Consider the following 23,915-nt stretch of genomic DNA (forward strand, 5'->3'; position numbering starts at 1 on the left):
GGCCATTACTAATAACCTAAACAGGGTTTTCTCATGAGCACAAACATCAATATGGATGCGTTCTGGATGCCATTTACGGCTAACCGGGACTTTAAAAACCAGCCTCGTCTAATTGAGCGCGCCGAAGGTGTTATGTATTACACCAATGAAGGCCAAGAAATTCTCGATGCAACCGCCGGACTGTGGTGTGTTAATGCCGGTCATGGCCGTACTGAAATCGCCGATGCGGTTAGCCAGCAGCTGCGCGATCTGGATTACGCATCCCCTTTTAACTTTGGTCATGAGATCGGTTTTGAGTTTGCCAACCGTCTAATCAAACATACGCCAGCCTCCCTAAATAAAGTATTCTTCGCCAACTCCGGTTCAGAAGCCGTTGAGTCTGCGCTGAAGATTGCCCTGCAATACCAGAAATCCCGTGGTAAAGGTGGTAAAACTAAGTTTCTCGGTCGTGAACTGGCCTACCACGGTGTTAACTTCGGTGGCATCTCAGTCGGTGGCCTGACACCTAACCGTGTTGGTTTTGGCCCACTGCTGCCAACCGATCACCTACCTCATACACTGGATATCGCTAATAACGCCTTCAGTAAAGGCTTGCCAGAGCAGGGCATCGATAAGGCGGAAGCCCTCGAACAACTGATCAACTTCCACGGTGCTGACAGTATTGCCGCAGTGATTATCGAACCGATGAGCGGTGCCGGTGGCGTGATTATGCCACCACAGGGTTACCTGAAACGCATGCGCGAGATCTGTGACCAGTACGATATCTTACTGATCTTTGATGAAGTCATTACCGGCTGGGGACGTTTGGGTTCAGCCTTTGCTTCAGAAGAGTTTGATGTTGTGCCAGACATGATCACCTCAGCAAAAGGTATCACCAACGGTGTGATCCCACTGGGTGCCGTATTCGTTAAAGATGAAATTCACGACCAGATTGTTAACAACGTCGCGGTCGGTGGCATCGAGTTTTACCATGGCTATACCTACTCTGCCCACCCAGTCGCTTGTGCTGCAGGCTTGGCAACACTGGATATCTATGAGAAAGAAGGTTTGCTAACCCGCGCCAGCGGTGAGATTGGCACGCACTTTGAAAATGCATTACATAGCTTGAAAGATGCGCCAAAAGTGATCGATGTACGTAACTATGGCCTCGTTGGTGCAGTGCAGTTTGATGCTTCAGTAGCGGCTAACGGCCCGATCGGTTTGGACTTCCAGAAAGGCTGTTACAAGCGCGGCGTGATGGTGCGGACGATGGGTAATATCGTTGCTTTCTCCCCCCCCTTAACCATCGAAGCCAACCATATCGACCGGCTGGTAAATGTACTACGCGAAACCGCAGAAGATATGTTCGCTTAAACATCACAGCAGTAACCTTTCCGGCGGCGAGCTATCTCGTCGTCGGCTTTTTTTGCCTACCATTTGACGGAACGCCTTTAGGACTTCGCTTTCAGGCCCGCACCTTCCCCTCTGTACACGTCCTTACTTATCAGTAAGGCTTGATTTGCTAGATTCTATTTTGCTGGATCCTCGCTTGGCAGCCCTAGTCTTACAGATCTAAACTCATCATTTTTGCTGACGCCGATCATGCAGTAGCTGTTCAAAATCGCCCAGTTTCACCGGTCTTGAATAGAGATAACCCTGACCAAAATCACAGCCTAGCTCTAACAATAGACGATGTTGCTGTTCGGTCTCGACCCCCTCGGCAATCACTTTAATACCGAGGTTATGCGCCATCACAATGATCGCTTTACATAATGTATAGGCATCGGATCTAAGTGATAGATTTTTGACAAAATACTGGTCGATTTTAAGATAATCGATATCGTATTCGCTGATATAAGCCAAGCTTGAATAGCCAGTGCCAAAATCATCCAATGCCACCTGCACTCCAGCTGTTTTAAAGGCAATCATCTTTTCACGAATCTCGTCTGAACCGCTCATCATCATGCCTTCAGTGATTTCAGCAACCACCGATTGCCCCGATAATGCTAATGAACCCAGTTGTTCTAACCAAGAAGAGATATTGCTATCGAGGCTTTCAAATTGTACCGGCGAGATGTTCACACTCAACTGAAAATCCGCATCATATTTCTGCTGTAGCATCAGCACCGTTTTGGTTGCCTCTTCTAGCACCCAACTGCCAATCGCTAAAATCTGATGGGATTCTTCCGCCGTCGGAATAAACTCATCCGGCATAACCAAACCTTTCTCGGGGTGTCGCCAACGAATTAACGCCTCGGCTTTATTGATAGACCGGTCTTCTAACAACACCAGCGGTTGATAGTAGAGCACAAACTGATGCTCCGTTATGGCACGGCGCATATCGGCAATTAACTGCATCCGCTGAACGGCTTCCTGCTGCATCTCTCGCGTGAAATACTGAAAACAGTTACGGCCTCTTTCTTTCGCGGCATACATCGCCTGATCAGCGGATTTAATCAGATCGCCGACATTAGTCGCATCATCGGGATAAAAGGTGATACCAATACTCGCGGTAATATAGGCCGCCTCATCCTCATCTCCCAATTGATAGGGCATAGCCAAACTATTGAGCAACTCCTCACAAATAGCGTTAACCACATGCATATTCTTAACCTGGCTGAGAATAATGGCGAACTCGTCTCCTCCCTGACGTGCAACGGTATCGACCGAACGCACACACTTAGAGATTCGGGCTGCGACTTGCACCAATAACTGATCACCCATCGCGTGGCCAAGGGTGTCATTCACCTCTTTAAACATATCCAGATCGAGAAACAGAATCGCGGTCGGCAAACCACTGCGGTCCGTATGCTCCAGCTCTTGATGGATTCGATCGCCGAATAGTTTTCGATTAGGCAACCCGGTCAGAATATCCATGTGCGCTTGTTGCCAGATCACCTCCTCTGCCCGTTTCTTTTCAGTAAAATCGATAAACATAGCGATTCTTCGATACGGTTTATCATCATTATCGTAAACCGTATTAATCGTTAACCATTGGGGGAACACCTCACCATTTTTACGCTTATCATAGATCTCACCTTCCCAGAATCCCTCCGTGTCTAACTGATGCCATATAGACTCATAGAATGCCTGATCATGATAACCCGATTTTAATATCGCCGGTGTTTGCCCCAGTAACTCATCGGTGCGATAGCCCGTAATTTTAGTAAACGCTGGGTTAGCCTCGACAATAAGACCATCAATATCGGTGACTAAAATCCCTTCGCTAATCGAATGAAAGACCATTGAAGAGAGTTCTAACGATGCCTCAGCCTGCTTTTTATCGCTGATATTACGTACCACTAGAATAAACTGCGACGTACCTGAAATCCGATTAAGGCGGGCCTCAAAAAACTTCTCGCCCTCAGGGAAGGTCAAGCTATATTCCCAACTTACCGGCTCGATAAGCTGCTGCAGTTGCCCTAAATGGTTTGCCATATCGACGTTTTCAGGCATCACCTCGGTCATCGGCTTATTCAGGAAAACGTCCGGTGCGAGGTAGAGATCAGATTCTTTATCCGCCTTAAAATCGAGAATAATGCCGTGTTCATCAAGTCTAAAATAAAGATCTGGCAGCGCTTTAAACACAGAGTTTAGCTCTTCATTACGTTCCAGTGCCTGTTGCTCGGCACACAAGCGCTTTTGCGCCATCCCCTTAAACTGAGTATGTAACTCCTTAATTTCGGCGGCTGCACTGGTCACCTCAACATCACTAAAACGCCCTTGGGATAATAATCGAGTGGCACGGGTAAGCTGCGCCAAAGGTTGTAAAATGCCGTCACGAAGCCCTTTAATCGCAATAAATAGCACCAAGAACATGACCCCACTCATCAACATCAGGCTCATATATAGCTGGCGACTGGCAGCGGCAATCTCATCCTCAACCGGCACCCCAATACTCATCGTGATTGTTCGGCCCGCCGGGGTGGTATATAGATCTGCGGTGAAATAAACCCTTCGAATACCATCCACATCAATCATGATAGGGTTATTCGCGGCAAGGGTATTTTGATGCAGCAATTTCTCCCGCTTACCGATCTTATCCGTTGAGGATGGGTAATTCGCAACAATAAAGCCCTCGGCATCGGTTATCACCGCAATCGAGTCTCTCGGTAAGCCCGATTTAGCTAGGTAATCATTCCACCATGTCAGCGCCACCACCGCGACCACCGCGCCAGCAATCGTGCCATCATCCTTAAATACCGGATAAGAAAAGTTTACGCTCACCACCTCTGCCGCTCTATCTAGCTGATATTCACCAATGGCAAACTCGTGATTTTGAATGGTTCGCTGAAAATAGCCTCGATCGGCGACAGAGACCGGTTTTTCAAGGGGCAACGCATTGCAATATAGTCGACCATCGTAACGGGGAACCCCAAGGTTCACGTAATCAGGATTTAATTCCAGAATGCTGGCTAAATAAGCTGAGCAGCTCGGATCAGAAGGTTTCTTTACAAAGGGACTATCGGCTAATAATTTGAGATATTTACGGGTACTCTCAACCAAAATATTTTGATGTAACACCGAATGTTCCACCACAAAACGCGCCTGTGCTCGGCTGATATTGATCGCCGACTCTCGCTGTTGCTGCACGTGAATAAAAACAGCTAAAAAACCCGGCAATGCAATCAAGAGCATTAGCAGAACCAAGCGGCACCTTAAAGACCCAAACTGACAACTCAATATCATTTATTCGTTTTCCTCAGCCCCATCTAATCCGCGATAAATCCACCTCAGATCGGGGTATACTTAGGGCCTCCATGGCCCGCAGCGCAGCCTATAGCAATCGTATAACAACGTCTTTATATAGTAGTTACATATTGTCAAATTAACCTTAATTTAATAGGGTTTTGTCACAGAAAACTTAACACCTCATTAGTAGACCTCTCTGCGGTGGGCAACGGACTGACAGAAAAACCACAACAACCACAATCGTTAGCCAAAAGAATGTTTAAGCGAAAGAGAATGAGTTATAACTGAGTGAATATTGGATCACGCTGAAAAATTTCAAACCGCGCACCATATCGGGTCTTCTATACTGGGATGAATCCGCCTAAGGAGATTGATATGAAACATTACTTTGAAAACCTAGCCAAAGCCTTACTGGGGCAAAACTACAGCGCTTTGGCCGAAAAAGAGCAAAAAGTTATCAACAGTATTGCCGAACATACAACCGTGTCGGAGAACGTCAATAATGCCTACAGCGACAGCCTAACCACCGGACAAAAAATAGCAGATGTGGTGGCTCGCTTTGGCGGCTCTTGGTGGTTTATCTCGCTCTTTTTTCTGTTTATCATCGCCTGGATTATGACTAACAGCTATCTGCTGATCGATAAACCCTTTGACCCCTATCCTTATATCCTGCTGAACCTTGGGCTTTCAAGCTTGGCTGCCTTTCAGGCTCCAATTATTATGATGTCGCAAAACCGACAAGCAGCAAAAGATCGGATAAAACAGGATGCCACCTTTGAGATCAATCTTAAATTGGAATTGCAGATCATGCGCTTACACACAAAATTGGATCAACTCAGCGACACGCTCGTTCAACAAGGCAATAAACCTTCAGGAGAATAACCCGTGATGAAATACTTTATCGTGTTTGCGGTCATTGCTGTTTATGCCCTTGCATTACGTTTTATCAATCGCAATATCAATCGGCTGGGTGAGCTTAAGGGCACCGACCCCTACCGGCTCAAATATATTGCCAAAACCCTCAATATCGCCCTGACAGTGTTGTTTTTCACCCTGCTCACACTGATATTGGGAATTCAATATGCACAACTGTCGGTATTTTTATCATCGGTGTTTGCCATCATCGGCGTGGCAATGTTTGCCCAGTGGTCGATTCTAAGCAATATCACCGCGAGCTTGATTATCTTTTTTGGCTTCCCATATCGAGTGGGTGATTATATTAAGATTGTCGATAAGGATGACGATATCAGTGGTGTGGTCGATGAGATCACGTTGTTTCATGTCATCATCCGTCGCCAAGGACAGATCCTCACCTATCCCAATACCCTGATTTTACAGAAAGCGGTGATTAAATTTGATCATCCCCCTACGCAGACTCAAACACCACTAACAAGCCCAACAGAGTCTACCCATATCAATGTGCCTGAAAGTACAGCGAAAGACACTTAAACCAACTTACACGACTCCAGCGTCATACCGACGGGTTAGCGCTGACAATTTCGCACACCTCGGTGGAAATATTACGAAACCTATGTGGACGGTTACTATTGAAGTAGTAACCATCACCGGCTTTTAGGTGATAGATTTGAAAGCCGACCGTCAACTCGATCTCACCACTGATCACCAAACCCGCTTCTTCGCCGGGGTGTTGCAACATCTCAGAACCGGTTTCAGCACCGGGTTCATAGCGCTCTTTCAATAGATCCATCGAGCGTCCCTTATGGCGGGCACCGATTAGCTTAAGACTCAGATTATTAGAACCAATATCAGGCATCTCATCCGCTTTATAGACCACGCTATCGGGTTCTATATCATCGAGATCTAAGGTAAAAAAATCGCCTATCGAAATGGGAATACCAGACAACACCTTCTTCAGTGAACTCACCGAAGGGCTTACCCCGTTCTTCTCAATCATTGAGATAGTACTGTTGGTCACCCCAACCCGCTTCGCCAGTTCCCGTTGCGAAAGCCCATTCATTTTACGAATCGCCTTTAAGCGTTCGCCAACATCTACATGCTCCACACCAGTTCCCGCCATCAGTTTTTTTATAGATTAGAATAATCGCACACCAGCATACCCTGTGCGAAATATTTTATACAAAGAACAGCATAGGAGAAAGGGCCAGTCACCGAAGCGATAGAGGGCCTATCGCCTCGGTGTGGCTCCTAAAGATAAAGAAGCGAAAGAGAGAGGTTAACTAAAGAACTTATACAGCGCTTACAAGCCACCCACTAAGGTGTACTTAATTTCCAGATAATCGTCCATACCATATTTAGACCCTTCTCGGCCGGTGCCGGACTCTTTAACGCCACCGAACGGCGCGACTTCAGTCGACAGAATGCCATCATTAACCGCCACCATGCCATATTCTAAGGCTTCGGAAACACGGAACACCCGCGCATAATCACGGGTAAAGAAGTAGGCCGCCAAACCAAACTCGGTATCATTGGCGATACGCACGGCTTCCTCTTCAGTTTCAAACCGGAACAATGGCGCGACAGGGCCGAAAATCTCTTCATGGGCCAAACGCATATCATTATTGATATCGGCAATAATGGTCGGCTCATAGAAGTTACCGCCCAATGCATGCGGCTTACCACCGGCAATAATCCGCGCACCCTTTGCCACCGCATCTTCAACCATCGCGGTCACCTTATCAACCGCGGCCCGGTTAATCATGGGCCCTTGTTGAAACTCACCTTCGAGGCAGTTACCTACTTTCAATTTCGCCACTTCAGCGGCATAACGCTGGGCAAACTCTTCATAGATACCACTTTGAATCAACAAACGGTTAGCACAGACACAGGTTTGACCAGAGTTACGATATTTAGAGGCAATCGCGGCCGGAATCGCTTTATCTAAATCGGCATCATCAAACACGATCAGTGGCGCATTGCCCCCGAGCTCCATGGAGGTTTTCTTCACCGTATCAGCACACTGACGCATCAACTGCTTACCTACCGGCGTAGACCCGGTAAAGGAGAGCTTACGTACCACAGAGCTATCGGTTAACGCCTTACCCACTTCGATAGGTCGCTTCGTGGTTAAGACATTAATCACACCTGCAGGAATACCGGCACGGTCCGCCAGCTCCATCAATGCCAACGCAGATAGTGGGGTATCTTCTGCGGGCTTGATAATCATGGTGCAACCAACCGCTAACGCAGGGGCGCATTTACGGGTGATCATCGCGTTGGGAAAGTTCCACGGGGTGATCGCTGCGGTTACACCGATCGGCTCTTTAGTGACGATAATACGTTTATCCGCCGCATGACTCGGAATCACATCGCCGTAAGCTCGCTTACCTTCTTCGGCAAACCACTCGATAAAAGAAGCACCGTACAATACTTCACCGGCGGATTCTGCTAATGGTTTGCCTTGCTCGGCAGTCATCAGCATCGCCAGATCATCTTTATTCGCAACGATCAGTTCAAACCAGTTACGCAGCAGTGCTGAGCGTTCTTTAGCGGTTTTCTTTTTCCAGCTTTTAAAAGCCACATCGGCAGCCGCAATCGCCGCTTCGGTTTCGGCAACGCCTAGATCAGGTACTGTAGCAATCTGTTCGCCGGTGGCGGGATTAATCACCGGATTGGTTTCGCCATTTAGGGCATCAATCCACTGACCGTTAACATAAGCTTGTTGTTTTAACAGGGAGGGGTCTTTCAGGGTAATCATATGAAACTCCAAAACAGCGATACCCAACGATCTTTAGCCACTGGGTATATAAAAATAGAATAATAAGACGCGAATTAAACGCCCCGAAGATAACAGCGCTGCTGGCGGCCGTTATCAACAGAGGTTCAGTGGTCGATACATAATGAGCGCCACTAGAGGTTAACCAACCACCTTGCGCGCTTTGAGTTGTGCAATATCTTCTTCGCTTAAGCCAAGACCAGTCAACACGGCATCGGTGTGTTCACCTAACATAGGCGGGGCGTTGTTGTACTCGATCGGCGTATGTGAAAACTTCACCGGATTCGCCACCGAGGGAACACTGCCAACCACCGCATGGGGCAGATCAACCCGCAGCTTACGATACTGCACTTGAGGATCAGCAAAGACTTTATCGAGCGTATTGATTGGCCCACAAGGCACGCCCTGAGCCGATAGATGTTCCAGCCACCAGTCACTGCTTTCATGGGTCATCAGCTCAGCCACCAGCGGCGTCAAATCGGCACGATTCTCAACCCGTAAAGAGTTGGTTTCAAAGGCCGGATTCGTCGCTAATTCAGGCGCCCCAGCTAAGGCACAAAATTTAGCAAACTGCGCATCATTACCCACCGCCAAGATAATATGACCATCGGCGGTTGGAAAAGCCTCATAGGGTACGATATTAGGATGGGCATTGCCCAACCGTGCCGGTGGTTGACCACCCGCCAAGTAATTCATCGCCTGATTAGCTAACGTCGCCACCTGTACATCCAGCAAGGCCATATCGATATACTGTCCTACACCGGTTTCACGGCGATGCAACAGCGCCGCCTGAATCGCATTACAGGCGTACAAACCGGTCATCACATCGACCAGTGCAACCCCTACCTTCATCGGCTGACCATCCGCTTCACCGGTGACACTCATCAAGCCACCCATGGCCTGAATCATAAAGTCATAACCGGCCCGTTCCGCATAGGGGCCATCCTGACCAAAACCGGTGATTGAACAGTACACCAACGCCGGATTGACGCTTTTGAGACTGTCATAATCGAGGCCATACTTCTTCAAGCCACCGACCTTATAGTTTTCGATCACCACATCTACCTCGGCCGCCAAGCGTTTAATTAACGCTTGACCCTCAGCGGTGGTGATATCGATCGCTATCGACTGCTTACCCCGATTAGCCGCATGAAAATAAGCCGCATCAGCAGAATGACCCTCTTCATCCTTGAGGAACGGAGGCCCCCAGCTGCGGGTATCATCACCGCAGCTCGGACGCTCCACCTTGATCACCTCAGCACCGAAATCAGCCAATAACTGGCCAGCCCAAGGGCCCGCCAGAATACGGCTTAAATCCAGTACTTTGATATGACTCAGTGCGCCAGCCATTAGAAGAACGCCTGAATGCCTGTCATCGCCCGACCCAGAATCAGCGCATGAATATCGTGAGTACCTTCATAAGTATTCACCGCTTCAAGGTTCATCACATGACGAATAACACCGAATTCATCGGAGATACCATTACCACCGTGCATATCACGGGCGACACGGGCGATGTCCAACGACTTACCGCAGTTGTTACGCTTCATCAGCGAGATTAACTCCACTGGGCAGCGATCATCATCCATCAAACGGCCCATCTGCAAGCAACCTTGAAGACCCAGCGAGATCTCGGTCTGCATATCAGCCAGTTTCTTCTGGACCAACTGGTTAGCCGCCAAAGGACGCTGAAATTGAATCCGGTCGAGGGTGTATTGGCGCGCAGCCGTCCAACAGAACTCGGCAGCGCCCAGTGAACCCCAAGCAATACCGTAGCGGGCTTTATTCAAGCAACCGAAAGGACCGGCCAAACCCTGCACATTTGGCAGCAGATTTTCATCGGGCACAAACACATCCTGCATGACGATTTCACCGGTCACAGAGGCACGCAGTGAGAACTTACCTTCGATCTTCGGTGCGCTCAGACCCGGCATACCTTTTTCCAGTACAAAGCCGCGCACGACGCCATCCAGTTTTGCCCATACCACGAAAACATCAGCCACCGGTGAATTGGTGATCCACATCTTCGCGCCTTTAAGGCAGTAACCGCCGTCCACTTTAGTGGCACGGGTTTTCATATTATTAGGATCAGAGCCAACATCCGGCTCAGTCAGACCGAAACAACCGATCCATTCACCGGAAGCCAGTTTGGGCAGATATTTCATCCGCTGCTGTTCATTGCCATAAGCGTAGATAGGGTGCATGACCAAAGAAGACTGCACTGACATGGCCGAACGATAACCGCTATCAACCCGTTCAACTTCACGGGCAACGAGACCATAACAAACATAGTTAACATCAGAGCCGCCGTACTGTTCTGGCAGAGTAGAGCCGAGTAAACCTAGGCCGCCCAATTCCTGCATAATTTCTGTGTGGAAGATCTCGTGACGGTTGGCTTCTGTAACCCGCGGTAACAGTTGACCCTGACAGTAATCGCGAGCGGCATCACGTACCATGCGCTCCTCTTCGGTCAGTTGGCTTTCAAGGGAGAATGGATCTTCCCAGTTAAATGCAGGCTTTGTAGAAGATTTGCTCATGGAACACACCTTTATGCTTTTCGTTATGAACGGCCATCACTATAGTCAGCCAACAACACTGAACCGACTAGAATCAAAACCGTATATTGTTCATTATTTTTTACAAAATCAAGTATCATCCGGCCTTCGATAATCCTAATTTTATCCATCTACTGATATTACCCCCCGCCCCTCTTTAGCGTATATGCCCCAACCGGGGGAGGTGAAATGACAGCCTATTCATAGCAGTTTAGTCATAGCATTCCACCCTAACACCTGTCAGCCATCTCAGCTATAAGCAGACGAACAGCGGCCCATTAAAGATATCTATTGCCTGATCGCAATCCGTTCGATACCTTAACCACAGACCTGTTAGGATAATCCAATACAGACCATTGAGGTTGTGATGTGCGCCACACGCTGATCCGAACGCTTTATCTGCTAGGCGGTTTTATATTCGTTCTGCTGGGCATTATCGGTTTGTTACTGCCGTTAATTCCTACGACCCCTTTTCTGCTGCTGGCGGCGTTTTGCTTTTCCCGCAGCTCTGAACGACTGCATCAATATCTGCTTAACCAACCGATGTTCGGTCATTTCATTCGTGATTGGGAAGAACACGGGGTCATTCCCTTCAAGGCAAAGCTATTTTCCACTGCCATGATGTTAACCATGATCAGCTACCCACTAATCTTTCTACCGTTCCATCCCGGCTTAAAAGCGTTGGCTGCCACTACCGTTGTCTTTGCCCTTTGGTATGTGTGGAGTCGGCCATCAGAACAATCTTCTGCCAAACCCACACTCGATAACCCACTGGCTAAAGCCGACGATTAAAACTAACTGCTAGCATCTCTCGCCAAATGCAATACCCTAATACTCACCTCTCGGTTCACCTCTTCGCTCCGCCATAACGGAAAGCCATCATTAGCACTCGTTAAAACAACCGTTACATCCAAGGATCAACAGGAGAAGATGATGAACGAGGCCTGCCATAGACAGAACGCGCTATTAAACAGCAGAAAAAACACACTGATTCCGGCAGAACGCCTATAGATCAAAACCCGTGGTTGGGATAGGTTGCTACCCGTTTGATCAACATAATCGCGACGGCAAAAAGATTACGGGAACAAAGTATCGCGGCATAAGCGCTATACGCCGCGATCAAACAGATAAAAAACGAAAAAAGGCTGGGGGGGCAACCCTCAGCCTTTTTTCAACCCTATGAGCTCAACCTTTTAGCATTTAAAATGCTACTTTGACTCAGCGTGCGTAACGCCCGACCATATCAGGCCCCATTTTCAAGCTCATGGACAGTGGTAAAACTCGCTTTCGTCTTCAGGTTTTCGGTATAAAAACACACCGCATCAGACTGCTTTTTAGCGGCATACATCGCCGTGTCTGCGGCGGCCATTAGTTCAACGAGCGTCTGCCCATCTTTTGGAAAGATCGCCACGCCGATACTGTTCTCAATCACTAAGCTGGTATCGCCTAATATGATCGGTTCTTTTAGACATTCGGTCAGCTTATTCACAATTGACATGATATCGCTTTGATCTGGGTTATCCGGTAAAAGCAGGGTAAATTCATCTCCGCCTAAACGTGCCAGCGTATCGCTATGCCGTAAGACCGCATCGAAACGTCGACTCACTTCGATGAGTAACCGATCACCCTGCTCATGACCCAAGCTATCATTAACAATTTTAAAACCGTTGAGATCCATATATAGCAGAGCAAGCTCACTCTTATTACGCTGACACAGTGCTAATGCCTGTTTCAAGCGATCAAGAAACAGACGTCTATTCGGTAAGCCGGTCAAGGAATCATAAAAAGCATAATGATGCAGTTGATCATTCACCCGCTTTAACTCTTCGGTTCGGCTATCAACCAAACGGCTCAGCCGCTCATGATAACCAAAGGCCGACAGTGTAATCAGTACGGCCAATACACCAAACAACACCTGCACCGCTAGAAAGCTCAACATATCGTTAACCTGCAGCGCCGTTATCGCACTTTTAGGCACATGTAGATTAAAGGTCCACTCATGCTGAGCGGACTTCATAATAAATTGATGATTGAGCCCTTCCTCTGCCTCAATAGCAGCCAAAATACCGATATCGCCATACACCTTTTCGGCAGGGTTGCCGTTTTCGTAGATATACAGACCCATATACTTCTGCACGTTGAGCCTAATACTGCGATCAAGGATCGCCGACACTTGGAAGCCTCCAACTACAAATCCTTTTAACGAATCATAACTTCCCATCGAATCGTCCGTCGGATCAACCGACTGAAACACCGGCGAGAAAATCAAAAATCCCGGATCATTTTTCTCAAGCTGCACCAGTTGAATAATATCCGTGGCGATGTTGGTACGCAGGTTCTTAGCCATCTGCATACTTTTTTTACGGACTGGATGAGAGTACACGTTATAGCCTAACGCCTCCTCGTTGGACGCTAAGGGTTGAATATACTGTACGACGACCAGTGGATCGGCCGGTGCTAACGGCGTCCCCTTTACCTTAAAATCAGGATAATTTTGCTGCATATTATGTTCAAAGGCGGCCACCTCATTAGGCTTAATTAGCGGATTCCAAGAGATACCCTTAATGCCTGGCAAATCCACCATCAACTGTTGGCTATAGGTCAAAAAATCATCTTTATTAACCTGCTCTTGATGTGCCACCCAGACCGTTAACTGATCCAGTGCATCGGTATAACTATCCACATCCCGCTTAAAGTTATTCTCCAGCGCTTCAGCTTTTAAGATGAAGTTATTTTCCATATTCGTGACAATCGAGTCGCCAAAAAACTGCTGTGTCATCTGAAACGCGGCAATAATAATCAAGAGCGGCATCGATAAAGATCTCAACAACCGTTTCGGATCAGACTTTCCCGGCAGTCGAAAGAGTAACCCCAACAACAAAGGTGCCACCAAAATGACCCCGAGAAAATCACCACCCCACCAGGTTAACAAATTGCTCCAATCAATCTGCCGCTGTCCTACTTCACCATAGAAATAGGCCAAGCTCGCATTACCAATAGCCGCACTGATCAAACAGCAGCCCAAAGCAATTAAGATAAAAAACGACACCTGTGCATACGATGGAGCATCCACGATATTGATGTGGAAATACCGTAACAAGCGGACATTGACCCATGCTTGAATAATCGATCCAACAGCAATCAAAGCAGAGGCCTTTAGCACTGTAAGACTGAGCGCCCCTTCATGCCATACAGCAGAGCCGGAATTGAACAGCAAAGAGCCTACAAATAATGCGGGTAAAAAGCGATAACCAAACAGCAAACACCCTACCAACGCAACACCGGCTGGAGGCCATAAAGAGACGATTTGGGCCTGTGGACTAAAAATCGCGAACACACAGGCCGATCCAATATAGAGTAAAAAGCAGAACAAATACTTACTTTTACTCAGGTGGGGTTCAACATTCAAACGCTAGCGGCACTCCGTAAGAGAAATGAGAACTAATCAGTGTGTACAGTGACACAGTGAGAGTTGTCTGTATAACCGCTTTTAGTCTAGCAGACCTTTGGCGAATGACCTGTTTTTGCCTTAGTTAACTTGCAGCCAGCTAGGCTAACCTAATGAGTACTATAATAAATCCCCATAGCGCTCAATATTCGTTTTACGTATCACCTCTTCAATAAAATCTAAAAACACCTTTACCCGCACCGGCGTTAACCGACCCGGTGGGCGGACGGCCCAGATACGGGTTTCGGGCCAAACCTTATAATCAGTTAATACAGGCATCACTCTTCCCGCCTTCACCGCAGGGCCCACATGCCATAACGAAGCCATCCCTATGCCCATATCAGCTTCCACTAGATCGGCAATTGCATCACCCCAGTTAGCATTAATAGGGCCCGAAACCGATACCTCATGGGTTTCACCCACTTTATCCTTAAAGCGCCAGTGGTTTGATTTGGCAAACGGAATGCAGCGGTGCTGAGCAAGCTCCGCCGGTGTTTGAGGATAACCCGCCTGCTCCAGATACCCCGGCGAGGCCACTAAGATCATCGGATTATCGGCTATGCGCCGGGCCAATAAACTGGTCGAGTCGAGCGCATGCATACGAAAGGCGATATCGTATCCCTCCTCGACAATATCGATGGTTTTATCAGTAAAATCGATCTCAATTTGTAAGTAAGGATACTTGGCTAACAACTCAGGAATAAAAGGGACTAGATAAATACGCCCATAGGAGGCCGACACCGTTAAGCGAATTTTACCCTGAACTTTATCGGCGTCCCCCTTAAAAACGTTCCAGGTTTCCTCCACATTATCCAAAATACGTTTGGCATGCTCTAAAAACACCTGCCCATCATGGGTTAAAGTAACGACCCGCGTGGTTCGATGAAACAACTTAACCCCTAATGTCGCCTCCAAGGCCTGTATCCGCTGACTGGCATTCGTTGACGATAGACCAAACTCCTCCCCTGCTCGACCAATAGCGCCGAGTGAAGTAATACGCACAAATAACGCTAAGGTTTTTAAATCCAGATCCAAGACTGACTCCGCTCAACAGATAGATCGTTATTCCCCTCATACTATCCCGAAAAACAGGAAAATCAATCCTGATCTAGCTAGATGATCATTGAAAACGGGACAGCTAACATAAGCCTCATATAAGCAAGACCAAACCAGTCAACCGTTTACACCTAGATGAGGCGTCCCATGAAAGCAATTGGATATCAAACCCCCGGCAGTATCGACCGTCAAGAAGCCCTCGTCGATATCAGCCTCGACCAGCCAATACCACAAGGCAAAGACCTACGAGTTAAGATTCAGGCCGTATCCGTTAATCCCGTTGACTATAAAATCCGACAGGGTATGCCCGCTCCTGAGGGCGGCTGGAATGTCTTAGGCTATGATGCCTCGGGGGTGGTAGATGCGGTCGGTGAAGCGGTGCAAAACGTTCAAGTAGGCGATCAAGTTTTCTATGCCGGCTCCATGATTCGGCCAGGTACAAACAGCGAATACCATCTGGTAGATGAACGTATCGTAGCGAAAAAGCCCACCAGTCTCAGCCATGCAGAAGCAGCGGCGATGCCGCTGACAAGCATTACCGCGTGGGAAGCATTATTTGATCGCTTAGATGTCACCCGTCCAACCACTCAGGGCGGCAAGCTAATCTTGATTATTGGTGGCGCCGGTGGCGTTGGCTCCATTGCGATTCAATTGTTACGCGCCCTGACTGACATGACTATTATCACCACCGTGTCACGCCCTGAGACACAAGCCTGGGTGGAAGAGCTAGGCGCCCATCATGTTATTGATCACAGTAAACCGATGGCGCCACAAATTGAAGCATTAGGGTTAGGCGCGCCTGGTTTTGTATTTTCAACCAACCACCGTCAACATCACCTAGCAGATATCGCTGAGTTGATCGCACCACAGGGACGCTTCAGTTTAACCGATGAAGTCGAAGCCTTTGCCAGCCAGCCCTTTGTCATGAAATCGATCTCCGTGCACTTTGAATTGATGTTTACCCGCTCCTTGTTTGGTACCAGCGATATTGCCGCCCAGCACCAGCTATTAAGCAAAGTCGCAGAACTGATTGATGCAGGAAAAATCAAAACGACACTAACCGAAATCGCCGGCCGCATTAATGCTGATAATTTGAAGAAAGTGCACGCACAGCTTGAAACGGGTAAAGCGCGGGGAAAAATCGTACTCGAAGGCTTCTAAACATCTAATTTCACCAGGAGAGTCATCATGGCTTTTACTCAAATTATCAAATTTTCAATTAAACCAGAGTTCAACGCAGCATTTACCACCGCCCTAGCTGTGAATAAAAAAGGCGTTGCACAGGAACCCGGCAACCTTGAAATGCGACTCTATCGGGATAATGCTAACCCCAATCTATTTTTTGCCTACGACCGTTGGCAAGATGAGGCCGCATTAGCGACTCATATGCAGCAGCCCTACACAAAAGAGCTGCTTGCACTGGCGCAACAAGCGCAGCATAAACCCATTGAAGTGTTTAGCGTCAATGATACTCAGCCAGCCCCTATTGCATTAAAACAGGCTAACCCGGAAGACCCGTTATTTAATATCTTTTTCATCTTTAAGATTAAGCCCGGCAGCCGTGCAAAGCTGATCCAACAGTTCAAAAAACATATTAGCCATACCCGTACCGAAGACGGCTGCTTACTGTTCGATCTTTACACGGTCGAAGGGGATGATGAAACCTTGGTTGTCTATGAGCATTGGCGCAAAGAATCCGACGTTTGGGATATACACTTCAAACAGCCTTACGCCATGGAAACCGGCGCATTAATGGAAGAGTGTGTTATCGGTGAACTGGAACAATATATGAATTTTGTAACCCTGCTATAAACAGCAAACATTACAAAGGCATATAAATCCTTTAACAACAAAGACTAACACCATTTCATTGAGTAAATCACACGTCAATTTATGTTACTCTATACACATTATTTTTGAGTGGTTCGGCAATAAAACCAACCACTCAAAACCGTTTGAAATCTGGAGATAGAAAAATGAACTTGACTGACATTATCAAGTCTCGTTATGCCACCAAAGAGTTTGATAACAGCAAAACCATTCCCGACGAACTGTTTATGCAGATTAAAGAGCTGTTGCGCTACAGCCCTTCTAGCGTCAATTCTCAGCCATGGCACTTTGTCATTGCCGATTCTACGGAAACGCGCAAGCGCATCAGCGCAGGCACTCAGGGTGCTTTCTCTTTTAATGAAGCGAAAGTGATGAACGCTTCCCACGTCATTCTATTTTGCGCCAAAACCAATATTGATGACGCCTATATGCAGCACCTGCTGACGGTAGAGGATGATGACGGACGTTTTGCCGAGCCCGCCTTTAAAGAGGGCGTGAATAATGGACGCACAATGTTTGTCAATCTACACCGCTTCGAACTAAAAGATGCACAGCATTGGATGGAGAAACAGGTCTATCTGAATATGGGCACGGTACTCCTCGGCGCCGGAGCGCTGGGAATTGATGCGGTGCCCATTGAAGGGATTGACACTAAAGCACTCAACGAAGAGTTTGGGTTGCTCGAAAAAGGTTATACCGCACTCGCCGTGATAGCCCTCGGCTATCGTCATCAAACAGACTTCAATGCAGAGCTGCCTAAATCAAGATTGCCGGAAGACGAGATATTTACCCTGCTGTCTTAAACCTGGAGTGCGATCCATTCGCTAATGAGATCAAGCTGATATCTTGCTCATCAATACTCGTCAGGCTTTTCTAAAATCACCGTTAGATAAGCCTGCTCTAATAAAACCGCTCATCTAAAAAGCAACCTAAATACGCAGTCTAAACTGTGCTATACATCGCTAACAAAAGAGAATGCCATTCAAGCCATCGAGCGGTACTGCAAAATCAAGCCAATAATGTCGTGATCGCTAGCGACCGCTTCCATCGCTTCATCCATCCGCCGGCGTTGCGGTAGAGATATATTAAATTTGTTGCGTAAAACTTCGTTCACCTGTTCATCCGAATTAGGGTCAAAAGTCTTGCCCGCAAAATTACAGATGCGTTGGAGCGTAAATGCTTTAGTGGTCATAAATATAATGTCTGCTTCAGTCATAAAATTCTGCTCCGAAAACCGATAAGCAGATAACGAAAAACCGCCGTGGAAACGGCAGAGTGAAAACGAGAAAAGAGTTCAGAATATTAGCAAGGCTATTCTGATAGGCTAGGCGTTAAAATGCGCGCGCCCTACTGCAAACGATCTACCGCCATACAGCCAGTTCGGGCACTAAGATCAAAACGAATAACAGGAGCGCGAAAAGTCAATCGGCAAACAATACTATCGAGGAGATGCCTTACCTAGTACGATATGACGTGGGCCACCGTTATTTTCACGGCCAGAAACACCCTTATCGATTTTTTGGATTTCACCACCGGCCTTTAAGAAGGCGGCTGTCTGCTCAGCAATAGAATCATGGGTTTCATTTGCCGCTGTTTTTTTAGACTTTACTGCCATAAAAAGCACTCCGTTGAATGGTGAACTAAACATCTTACCATTTTTTTGCCCTCTCCGTGCGTATATTTACCCTGCAGGCAAGATGCTTTTAATTAAAGCAAGGCCTTATTGGTATTATTCATTAACGAATAAACCTCAAAAACGTAACGTTCAAGGCCTATACAGTAAAACAAATAGACTGAAAAATAGTATTACTCGGGTGACTCCGTTTTGCTTTTTTAGAATTCTAGCGAATTGTTTGTTTTTACCAGAAATCACTCTGTTTTTTGCTGTTTTAGATTTTTCATAAAGGCAGCAAAATGTGGCAGCAAATTAACAAATAGGTCGTGTTTTTTATTGGCCAACATCATGCCGCCAAATAACTTAATGCCCAGCCCCAGCGGGGCCGCATTTTCAGGACCCACATCCGCTCTGCTTTTTAGTTTTTCGATGATCTCAAACAGCTCATCATGGCTTGAAAATTCAAATTCACAAATGTCATCTTCAGGCACAGAACCATCCGCGTTTTGAATGTGATCAATGCTTATTTTGTACAGGTGCTGTTTCTTCATCATCGTTATCTCTATAAGTTCGTCATCGTATAACGGGCCAACAAGTGCTCACGCTTCGATAACGGTGTTTAATACTTTGGTTAAACAGACACTTAACTCTTTAAATAAAGCTCAATTTTGGGTTTAACCGTCAACGACATAACAACCATTAAGGTTAAGCCTAAAGGTAGCGCTGCTAAAAAACTGAATAGCCAGCCGGTCATAAACTCAGCCGAACTCGAAAACCCAAGGGTATTGGCGGTGGTACTAAACGCCATCATTGACTCCATGATGCAAGCCATCACCCCGCCTGCAACCAAGTTACGGGTATGGGCATTGGTGTTTGGCAGCCACTGTGCAACAAGCTTAGTGATCAGTCCCATCAGCAAAAATCCTGCCGGCATCAGAATGAAGGCGGCTAAAAATGAACTCAGCCAATCGCTATAAAAAGTATTCGCGTAGCCAACATTCATATAGGTCATCACTCCGGTTAATGATCCGCCCATCACACTCATGATACTGAGTACCACCAGCACCTTATAGATCAGCGGTGTTTTCGATATTGAATCGGTGTGTGCGCTCAAGATAGCTCTCCTGTCTTGATACAAATGCAAATATAGTTGATAATGGCAACTATATTTAATATGGTTGACCTTGTCAACTACTTGCGCAGAGATTCTTTATGTCTGATCAATCATCATTAGAAAGCCTGTTTCACTTAGTCCATGGATTAAAGCGTCAGTTACACCAACAGACCGAGCAACTCAACTTGGGTATCACCCCCATGCATGTCCGTGTCATCAAGATTATCCATCGTAAAAAGCCCTGCACCGCCATTGATATCGCCAGCTTTCTCGGACGCGATAAAGCCCAGGTAACACGCTTGGTTAACACCTTGATTGAACGGGGGTTTATTACCCGAATGCCCAACCCGAACGACAAACGCAGTCATTACTTATGCCCTACAGATGCTGGTATTGCCGTTATCAAAGAGATTATCGATATTGATGCCAAAACGGTGCAGGTGATGACCGAGGGACTTACGTCAGAAGAGCTAGCGGAATTTCAGCGTCTTTCAGGCATCATGGCTAACAACCTTCATCCCACAAGCGACTCGCACTAGTCGCCCTTGCGACATTCATCGCAAACCTAAAACCGCTAAACTAAGCCCGATCACCGCGCTGTAGGTAATAAGCGATCAGACCAAGACACAATCCCCAAAAGGCACTACTGATACCCCACAGATTCAATCCCGAGGCGGTCACCAAGAAGGTTAATAGAGCCGCGTCTCTCTGACTTGGATCGGCCAGTGCCGCCGACAAGCTATTACCAATAGTACTCAGCAACGCCAGACCAGCAGCCGCCCTCACTAATGCTTCAGGGAAAGCCATAAACAACGCGGCAATGGTCGAACCAAACAAGCCCGTCAGCAAGTAAAAACCACCTGCCCAGACCGCCGCTAAATAACGTTTGCGCGGGTCATGCCCTGCTTCATCACCCATACAGATAGCGGCGGTAATGGCCGCTAGATTAAAGGAGAAGCCACCCAATGGCGCTAATAGCACACCGGTTAAGCCGGTCCAGGTCAATAATGGTGAAACAGGAGTGTCATACCCGTTGGCCCGCATCACCGCGACACCGGGGACGTTCTGAGAGGCCATCGTGATAATAAACAGAGGAATGCCAACACCGATGATACTTTGTGGATCAAATACCGGGGTCACCCATACGGGAGTCGATAACTGCCACTGCAGAACCTCTAGATTCAATTGCCCCTGAAAGAAAGCCACCAGCGTACCGATCAGCAATACCAACGGAATCGTATAGCGCGGCAAGGTAATCTTAATCAGCAGGAACGCCGTTAGCATCAGCCCCACGAGTAATAAGTTAGTTGCCATTACCGTAAATAGATCGAGGCCAAACTGCAGTAAAACCCCCGCCAACATCGCCCCGGCCAACGGCATCGGCACATGATGCATGATCTTTTCAAACCAACCGGTAATACCGCATACCAGAATCAACGCCGAGCTGAACATAAATAACCCAATCGCTTCATTAAGCGGCACACCGGATAATGCCGTGACCAACAACGCAGCACCGGGGGTCGACCATGCGGTCAAAATAGGGGTGCGAAAATAGACCGATAAACCGATACTGGTCAGCCCCATGCCAATACCTAGCGCCCATAACCACGAACTCATTTCTACCGCTGAGGCACCGGCGGCGGCCGCAGCCTGAAAGATAATCACTGCCGAACTGGTATAACCCACCAAAACCGCAACAAAACCAGCGGATATATGCGACAGGCTAAAGAAGCCACAGCGTTTTGAGCGACCCATGATTGATCCCATCCGAACAACCCCTTACACTTAATTCATTACTTGTGCGCTATAACGCCCAAGACCAAAAGCGTATCATTGTGCGCTATAGCGCACAACAGAAATCTAGCCATTGGGAATTTATCTGTGCAAGAAATTAATCAGAACCTCGCCAAACACTTGAAGCAACAGCGTCAGCAAAAAAAATGGAGCCTCGATCGCACCGCCAATGAAACCGGAGTGAGCAAAGCGATGCTTGGGCAGATCGAACGTGGGGAGTCCAGCCCAACCATTACCACCCTATGGAAAATCGCCAGTGGTTTTAATATCTCATTATCGAGTTTAATCGACCCCTTATCGGCCAATAGCGATGCCACGGTCATTCCACCGATACTGGCAGACCACAAATACCTAGCCAGTGATAATGCACCCGTGCCGCCCATTTTTCCCTATGATCCTAATATGGGGTTTGAGATGTTTGAATTCATCCTCGATGCTGGTGTCGAACGACTGTCAGAGGCTCATCGCCCCGGCGTAACCGAACATGTGGTGGTCATTAGCGGCACGATCCAACTGCTTATTAACGATGAATGGCTAACGTTAACCCAAGGGGAGGCGATACGTTTTGCGGCGGACAAACCCCACGGTTATCGCAACAGCGCTGATCACGCTGCTGTTTTTCACAATATCATCCACTATGGGCAGCCAATCGTTGATTCCCCCTCAACCGATTGATTTGTCATTCGGCATCTGCCCTATCGCTACTTTTAAGCTACCCTTAAATTAACCGGTATAAACCATGAGGGTAGCGAACAATATGTCTAATCATCACACCTATAGAAAGATAGAAATAGTCGGCTCGTCACCCATCAGCTCTGATGATGCGATTCGTAATGCGCTGGCACAATGCAGCAAAACCATCAAACATATGGATTGGTTCGAAGTCATTGAAACTCGAGGTCATATCATCAATGGCCATATCGGGCATTTTCAGGTCACTCTCAAGGTTGGTTTTAGGCTGGAAAAGAGCTGATTTGAATCGTCACCCCATCATCGCCTAAAAGTCAGCCCCGATGCGGAGAGTGTTAAGCCGTACAATATTCACTGGGGTTTAATTAGGCGATGATGGTTGCGGCGCACTACCCTGCTGCTCGCCATCCTCATCTTGCTTTGGATGTTCGAGAGATGTCATTTGCTCGGTTTTTTCGCTAATCACCTCGGTTATGCGCTGCTTATCATTACCGCTAGCACTTTTCGCCTGTACCCCTAATGCTTTTATTTCACTTTTCAGTTCCTGCTTTTTCTCTTCTCGAGCTTGGGCCTGTTCAGCTTTATCAAAGACAATCTCTTCCGCTTTAAACAGTTCAGTGGTAGCCGCTTTAATCACCGAATTAGGCAATATTTTGGTTGTCTCTGACAGCTGCCGCTGGTTCATAAATCCTGGAGAGACAATCTCAATATCATTGCCATGTAAGGTATCGAGAATTGCCCGGTACAGGTTTGAGCGGGTTGTTAACAAGCTTTTTACTTCGCTAAGTAAGCCACTCACCCGATAGGTAATCGCATGATCGCCCAGTTCGACGATCTGACAGAAAGGTTCAGCTAAACCGGCTTCGCCAGCCGCTTCGATCAGTAAATTTTCTACCTGGCCATGGTGCAGGTCATACCCTAGAGATAGCGTAACCGAAACAATTGCCCCATCCGATAAAACCACTTCCACCGGATTGGTAATCAAATAGGTATTGGGCAGTGACACTAATTCACGATGTTCGGTTTGAATCTCGGTATCTAGCAAGCCACGCTCAGCCACCCGGCCAAAGTGCTCACCCACCCGAATAAAATCACCCACCCGGAAAGGCCGTGTATTTCGCAGCATTAACCCCGCCATCAGGTTAGTGGTCACCGTGGTCGATGAAAAAGCAATCACCCCGGAGACCAGCACACCAATGAGCCCTATCACCTGATTTCGGGTGCTGACACTCACCGGTAACGCAATGGCAATCAACACCGCCGCCGCCAAGCTCAGTACCAGCATAATCAACTGCCGCGGCAAGCGACGCTCATTCCCCATCTCGGGATGACGCGCCAGTAACAACCAATGCAGTGTCAGCAGCAATAGAACAGCCAACACAACCGTGATAAACAACGGAATAAAGGCCATGACCTGATCAGACAGTTGTTCCATAAATCCCTCAGAC

The 23,915-nt window shown here is 47.5% G+C and carries 23 protein-coding genes; 10 read left to right on the forward strand and 13 right to left on the reverse strand.

Translation table 11 applies throughout. The features are described from left to right. Positions 1 to 33 precede the first annotated feature (33 nt). Positions 34 to 1,353: an aminotransferase class III-fold pyridoxal phosphate-dependent enzyme gene (locus tag ACN0T0_RS10990; protein WP_417226002.1), complete on the forward strand. Its 1,320-nt coding sequence runs from the start codon at positions 34 to 36 to the stop codon at positions 1,351 to 1,353. A 207-nt stretch (positions 1,354 to 1,560) separates the two neighbouring features. Here ACN0T0_RS10990 and ACN0T0_RS10995 read toward each other — a convergent pair whose 3' ends face one another. Next, on the reverse strand, positions 1,561 to 4,617 hold the full coding sequence (locus ACN0T0_RS10995) for an EAL domain-containing protein (RefSeq protein WP_417226004.1): 3,057 nt from the start codon (positions 4,615 to 4,617) through the stop codon (positions 1,561 to 1,563). Between the two features lie 429 nt (positions 4,618 to 5,046). On the opposite strand from ACN0T0_RS10995, the gene ACN0T0_RS11000 reads away from it, so the two are divergent. Beyond that, a complete protein-coding gene (locus ACN0T0_RS11000; RefSeq protein WP_417226005.1) occupies positions 5,047 to 5,553 on the forward strand; it encodes a DUF1003 domain-containing protein in 507 nt (168 codons plus the stop codon). Positions 5,554 to 5,559: 6 nt separating this feature from the next. Further along, a complete protein-coding gene (locus ACN0T0_RS11005) occupies positions 5,560 to 6,120 on the forward strand; it encodes a mechanosensitive ion channel domain-containing protein (RefSeq protein WP_417226007.1) in 561 nt (186 codons plus the stop codon). Positions 6,121 to 6,142: 22 nt separating this feature from the next. Here ACN0T0_RS11005 and ACN0T0_RS11010 read toward each other — a convergent pair whose 3' ends face one another. From ACN0T0_RS11010 to ACN0T0_RS11025, 4 genes are all read right to left on the reverse strand, one after another. Next, positions 6,143 to 6,694 (reverse strand): cupin domain-containing protein, encoded by a 552-nt coding sequence (locus ACN0T0_RS11010; protein ID WP_417226010.1) that lies wholly within the window; start codon positions 6,692 to 6,694, stop codon positions 6,143 to 6,145. A gap of 195 nt (positions 6,695 to 6,889) precedes the next feature. Next, the gene (locus tag ACN0T0_RS11015) at positions 6,890 to 8,347 is read right to left on the reverse strand and encodes an NAD-dependent succinate-semialdehyde dehydrogenase (RefSeq protein WP_417226012.1); all 1,458 of its coding nucleotides are present in this window, start codon (positions 8,345 to 8,347) and stop codon (positions 6,890 to 6,892) included. Between the two features lie 159 nt (positions 8,348 to 8,506). Further along, complete coding sequence (locus ACN0T0_RS11020) at positions 8,507 to 9,715, reverse strand: CaiB/BaiF CoA transferase family protein (RefSeq protein ID WP_417226014.1); 1,209 nt, start codon at positions 9,713 to 9,715, stop codon at positions 8,507 to 8,509. Beyond that, positions 9,715 to 10,902, reverse strand: a complete 1,188-nt coding sequence (locus ACN0T0_RS11025) for an acyl-CoA dehydrogenase (RefSeq protein WP_417226016.1) — start codon at positions 10,900 to 10,902, stop codon at positions 9,715 to 9,717. Before ACN0T0_RS11025 ends, ACN0T0_RS11020 begins: the two co-directional genes overlap by 1 nt. A gap of 387 nt (positions 10,903 to 11,289) precedes the next feature. On the opposite strand from ACN0T0_RS11025, the gene ACN0T0_RS11030 reads away from it, so the two are divergent. After that, complete coding sequence (locus tag ACN0T0_RS11030) at positions 11,290 to 11,712, forward strand: YbaN family protein (RefSeq protein ID WP_417226018.1); 423 nt, start codon at positions 11,290 to 11,292, stop codon at positions 11,710 to 11,712. Between the two features lie 451 nt (positions 11,713 to 12,163). On the opposite strand, the gene ACN0T0_RS11035 is transcribed toward ACN0T0_RS11030, so the two are convergent. Beyond that, positions 12,164 to 14,329 carry a diguanylate cyclase domain-containing protein gene (locus ACN0T0_RS11035; RefSeq protein ID WP_417226019.1) on the reverse strand — a complete coding sequence of 722 codons (2,166 nt, stop codon included), beginning with the start codon at positions 14,327 to 14,329 and terminating at the stop codon, positions 12,164 to 12,166. Between the two features lie 159 nt (positions 14,330 to 14,488). Beyond that, positions 14,489 to 15,403: a LysR family transcriptional regulator gene (locus tag ACN0T0_RS11040; protein ID WP_417226021.1), complete on the reverse strand. Its 915-nt coding sequence runs from the start codon at positions 15,401 to 15,403 to the stop codon at positions 14,489 to 14,491. Between the two features lie 168 nt (positions 15,404 to 15,571). On the opposite strand from ACN0T0_RS11040, the gene ACN0T0_RS11045 reads away from it, so the two are divergent. The 3 genes from ACN0T0_RS11045 (at position 15,572) to nfsB (ending at position 18,057) form a co-directional block, all read left to right on the forward strand. Next, positions 15,572 to 16,585 (forward strand): zinc-binding alcohol dehydrogenase family protein, encoded by a 1,014-nt coding sequence (locus tag ACN0T0_RS11045; RefSeq protein ID WP_417226023.1) that lies wholly within the window; start codon positions 15,572 to 15,574, stop codon positions 16,583 to 16,585. Positions 16,586 to 16,612: 27 nt separating this feature from the next. Next, complete coding sequence (locus ACN0T0_RS11050) at positions 16,613 to 17,236, forward strand: putative quinol monooxygenase (RefSeq protein ID WP_417226025.1); 624 nt, start codon at positions 16,613 to 16,615, stop codon at positions 17,234 to 17,236. Positions 17,237 to 17,400: 164 nt separating this feature from the next. Continuing rightward, the gene (gene nfsB / locus ACN0T0_RS11055; protein WP_417226027.1) at positions 17,401 to 18,057 is read left to right on the forward strand and encodes an oxygen-insensitive NAD(P)H nitroreductase; all 657 of its coding nucleotides are present in this window, start codon (positions 17,401 to 17,403) and stop codon (positions 18,055 to 18,057) included. Between the two features lie 179 nt (positions 18,058 to 18,236). On the opposite strand, the gene ACN0T0_RS11060 is transcribed toward nfsB, so the two are convergent. The 4 genes from ACN0T0_RS11060 to ACN0T0_RS11075 form a co-directional block, all read right to left on the reverse strand. Beyond that, on the reverse strand, positions 18,237 to 18,470 hold the full coding sequence (locus ACN0T0_RS11060) for a hypothetical protein (protein WP_417226029.1): 234 nt from the start codon (positions 18,468 to 18,470) through the stop codon (positions 18,237 to 18,239). Positions 18,471 to 18,692: 222 nt separating this feature from the next. Further along, positions 18,693 to 18,869 carry a hypothetical protein gene (locus ACN0T0_RS11065; protein WP_417226031.1) on the reverse strand — a complete coding sequence of 59 codons (177 nt, stop codon included), beginning with the start codon at positions 18,867 to 18,869 and terminating at the stop codon, positions 18,693 to 18,695. A 254-nt stretch (positions 18,870 to 19,123) separates the two neighbouring features. Next, positions 19,124 to 19,423 (reverse strand): DUF3861 domain-containing protein, encoded by a 300-nt coding sequence (locus ACN0T0_RS11070; protein ID WP_417226033.1) that lies wholly within the window; start codon positions 19,421 to 19,423, stop codon positions 19,124 to 19,126. Between the two features lie 89 nt (positions 19,424 to 19,512). Beyond that, complete coding sequence (locus ACN0T0_RS11075; protein WP_417226035.1) at positions 19,513 to 19,983, reverse strand: DUF2798 domain-containing protein; 471 nt, start codon at positions 19,981 to 19,983, stop codon at positions 19,513 to 19,515. A 98-nt stretch (positions 19,984 to 20,081) separates the two neighbouring features. On the opposite strand from ACN0T0_RS11075, the gene ACN0T0_RS11080 reads away from it, so the two are divergent. Further along, entirely contained in the window at positions 20,082 to 20,522 is a 441-nt protein-coding gene (locus ACN0T0_RS11080; RefSeq protein ID WP_417226037.1) for a MarR family winged helix-turn-helix transcriptional regulator, read from the forward strand. A 40-nt stretch (positions 20,523 to 20,562) separates the two neighbouring features. Here ACN0T0_RS11080 and ACN0T0_RS11085 read toward each other — a convergent pair whose 3' ends face one another. After that, on the reverse strand, positions 20,563 to 21,750 hold the full coding sequence (locus ACN0T0_RS11085; RefSeq protein WP_417226039.1) for a benzoate/H(+) symporter BenE family transporter: 1,188 nt from the start codon (positions 21,748 to 21,750) through the stop codon (positions 20,563 to 20,565). Between the two features lie 114 nt (positions 21,751 to 21,864). Between ACN0T0_RS11085 and ACN0T0_RS11090 the strand changes: the two genes are divergently transcribed. Together ACN0T0_RS11090 and ACN0T0_RS11095 are read left to right on the forward strand one after the other, a co-directional pair. Further along, entirely contained in the window at positions 21,865 to 22,452 is a 588-nt protein-coding gene (locus ACN0T0_RS11090; RefSeq protein WP_417226041.1) for a helix-turn-helix domain-containing protein, read from the forward strand. 82 nt (positions 22,453 to 22,534) lie between these two features. Further along, positions 22,535 to 22,750, forward strand: coding sequence for a dodecin (locus ACN0T0_RS11095; RefSeq protein WP_417226043.1), 216 nt, complete (start codon positions 22,535 to 22,537; stop codon positions 22,748 to 22,750). 78 nt (positions 22,751 to 22,828) lie between these two features. Here ACN0T0_RS11095 and ACN0T0_RS11100 read toward each other — a convergent pair whose 3' ends face one another. Then, positions 22,829 to 23,902: a mechanosensitive ion channel domain-containing protein gene (locus tag ACN0T0_RS11100; protein ID WP_417226045.1), complete on the reverse strand. Its 1,074-nt coding sequence runs from the start codon at positions 23,900 to 23,902 to the stop codon at positions 22,829 to 22,831. Positions 23,903 to 23,915 lie beyond the last annotated feature (13 nt).

Source organism: Amphritea sp. (assembly GCF_048266285.1).
Taxonomy (GTDB): Bacteria; Pseudomonadota; Gammaproteobacteria; order Pseudomonadales; family Balneatricaceae; genus Amphritea.

What these genes read in the sequence shown, in the direction of transcription:
- ACN0T0_RS11000 (WP_417226005.1), top strand. Translation starts at nt 5,047, where the DNA reads ATGAAACATTACTTTGAAAACCTAGCCAAAGCCTTACTGGGGCAAAAC.
- ACN0T0_RS10990 (WP_417226002.1), top strand. Translation starts at nt 34, where the DNA reads ATGAGCACAAACATCAATATGGATGCGTTCTGGATGCCATTTACGGCT.
- ACN0T0_RS11095 (WP_417226043.1), top strand. Translation starts at nt 22,535, where the DNA reads ATGTCTAATCATCACACCTATAGAAAGATAGAAATAGTCGGCTCGTCA.
- ACN0T0_RS11025 (WP_417226016.1), bottom strand. Translation starts at nt 10,902, where the DNA reads ATGAGCAAATCTTCTACAAAGCCTGCATTTAACTGGGAAGATCCATTC.
- nfsB (WP_417226027.1), top strand. Translation starts at nt 17,401, where the DNA reads ATGAACTTGACTGACATTATCAAGTCTCGTTATGCCACCAAAGAGTTT.
- ACN0T0_RS11100 (WP_417226045.1), bottom strand. Translation starts at nt 23,902, where the DNA reads ATGGAACAACTGTCTGATCAGGTCATGGCCTTTATTCCGTTGTTTATC.
- ACN0T0_RS11045 (WP_417226023.1), top strand. Translation starts at nt 15,572, where the DNA reads ATGAAAGCAATTGGATATCAAACCCCCGGCAGTATCGACCGTCAAGAA.
- ACN0T0_RS11065 (WP_417226031.1), bottom strand. Translation starts at nt 18,869, where the DNA reads ATGGCAGTAAAGTCTAAAAAAACAGCGGCAAATGAAACCCATGATTCT.
- ACN0T0_RS11050 (WP_417226025.1), top strand. Translation starts at nt 16,613, where the DNA reads ATGGCTTTTACTCAAATTATCAAATTTTCAATTAAACCAGAGTTCAAC.
- ACN0T0_RS11080 (WP_417226037.1), top strand. Translation starts at nt 20,082, where the DNA reads ATGTCTGATCAATCATCATTAGAAAGCCTGTTTCACTTAGTCCATGGA.
- ACN0T0_RS11020 (WP_417226014.1), bottom strand. Translation starts at nt 9,715, where the DNA reads ATGGCTGGCGCACTGAGTCATATCAAAGTACTGGATTTAAGCCGTATT.
- ACN0T0_RS10995 (WP_417226004.1), bottom strand. Translation starts at nt 4,617, where the DNA reads ATGCTCTTGATTGCATTGCCGGGTTTTTTAGCTGTTTTTATTCACGTG.
- ACN0T0_RS11085 (WP_417226039.1), bottom strand. Translation starts at nt 21,750, where the DNA reads ATGGGATCAATCATGGGTCGCTCAAAACGCTGTGGCTTCTTTAGCCTG.
- ACN0T0_RS11015 (WP_417226012.1), bottom strand. Translation starts at nt 8,347, where the DNA reads ATGATTACCCTGAAAGACCCCTCCCTGTTAAAACAACAAGCTTATGTT.
- ACN0T0_RS11005 (WP_417226007.1), top strand. Translation starts at nt 5,560, where the DNA reads ATGAAATACTTTATCGTGTTTGCGGTCATTGCTGTTTATGCCCTTGCA.
- ACN0T0_RS11070 (WP_417226033.1), bottom strand. Translation starts at nt 19,423, where the DNA reads ATGATGAAGAAACAGCACCTGTACAAAATAAGCATTGATCACATTCAA.
- ACN0T0_RS11060 (WP_417226029.1), bottom strand. Translation starts at nt 18,470, where the DNA reads ATGACTGAAGCAGACATTATATTTATGACCACTAAAGCATTTACGCTC.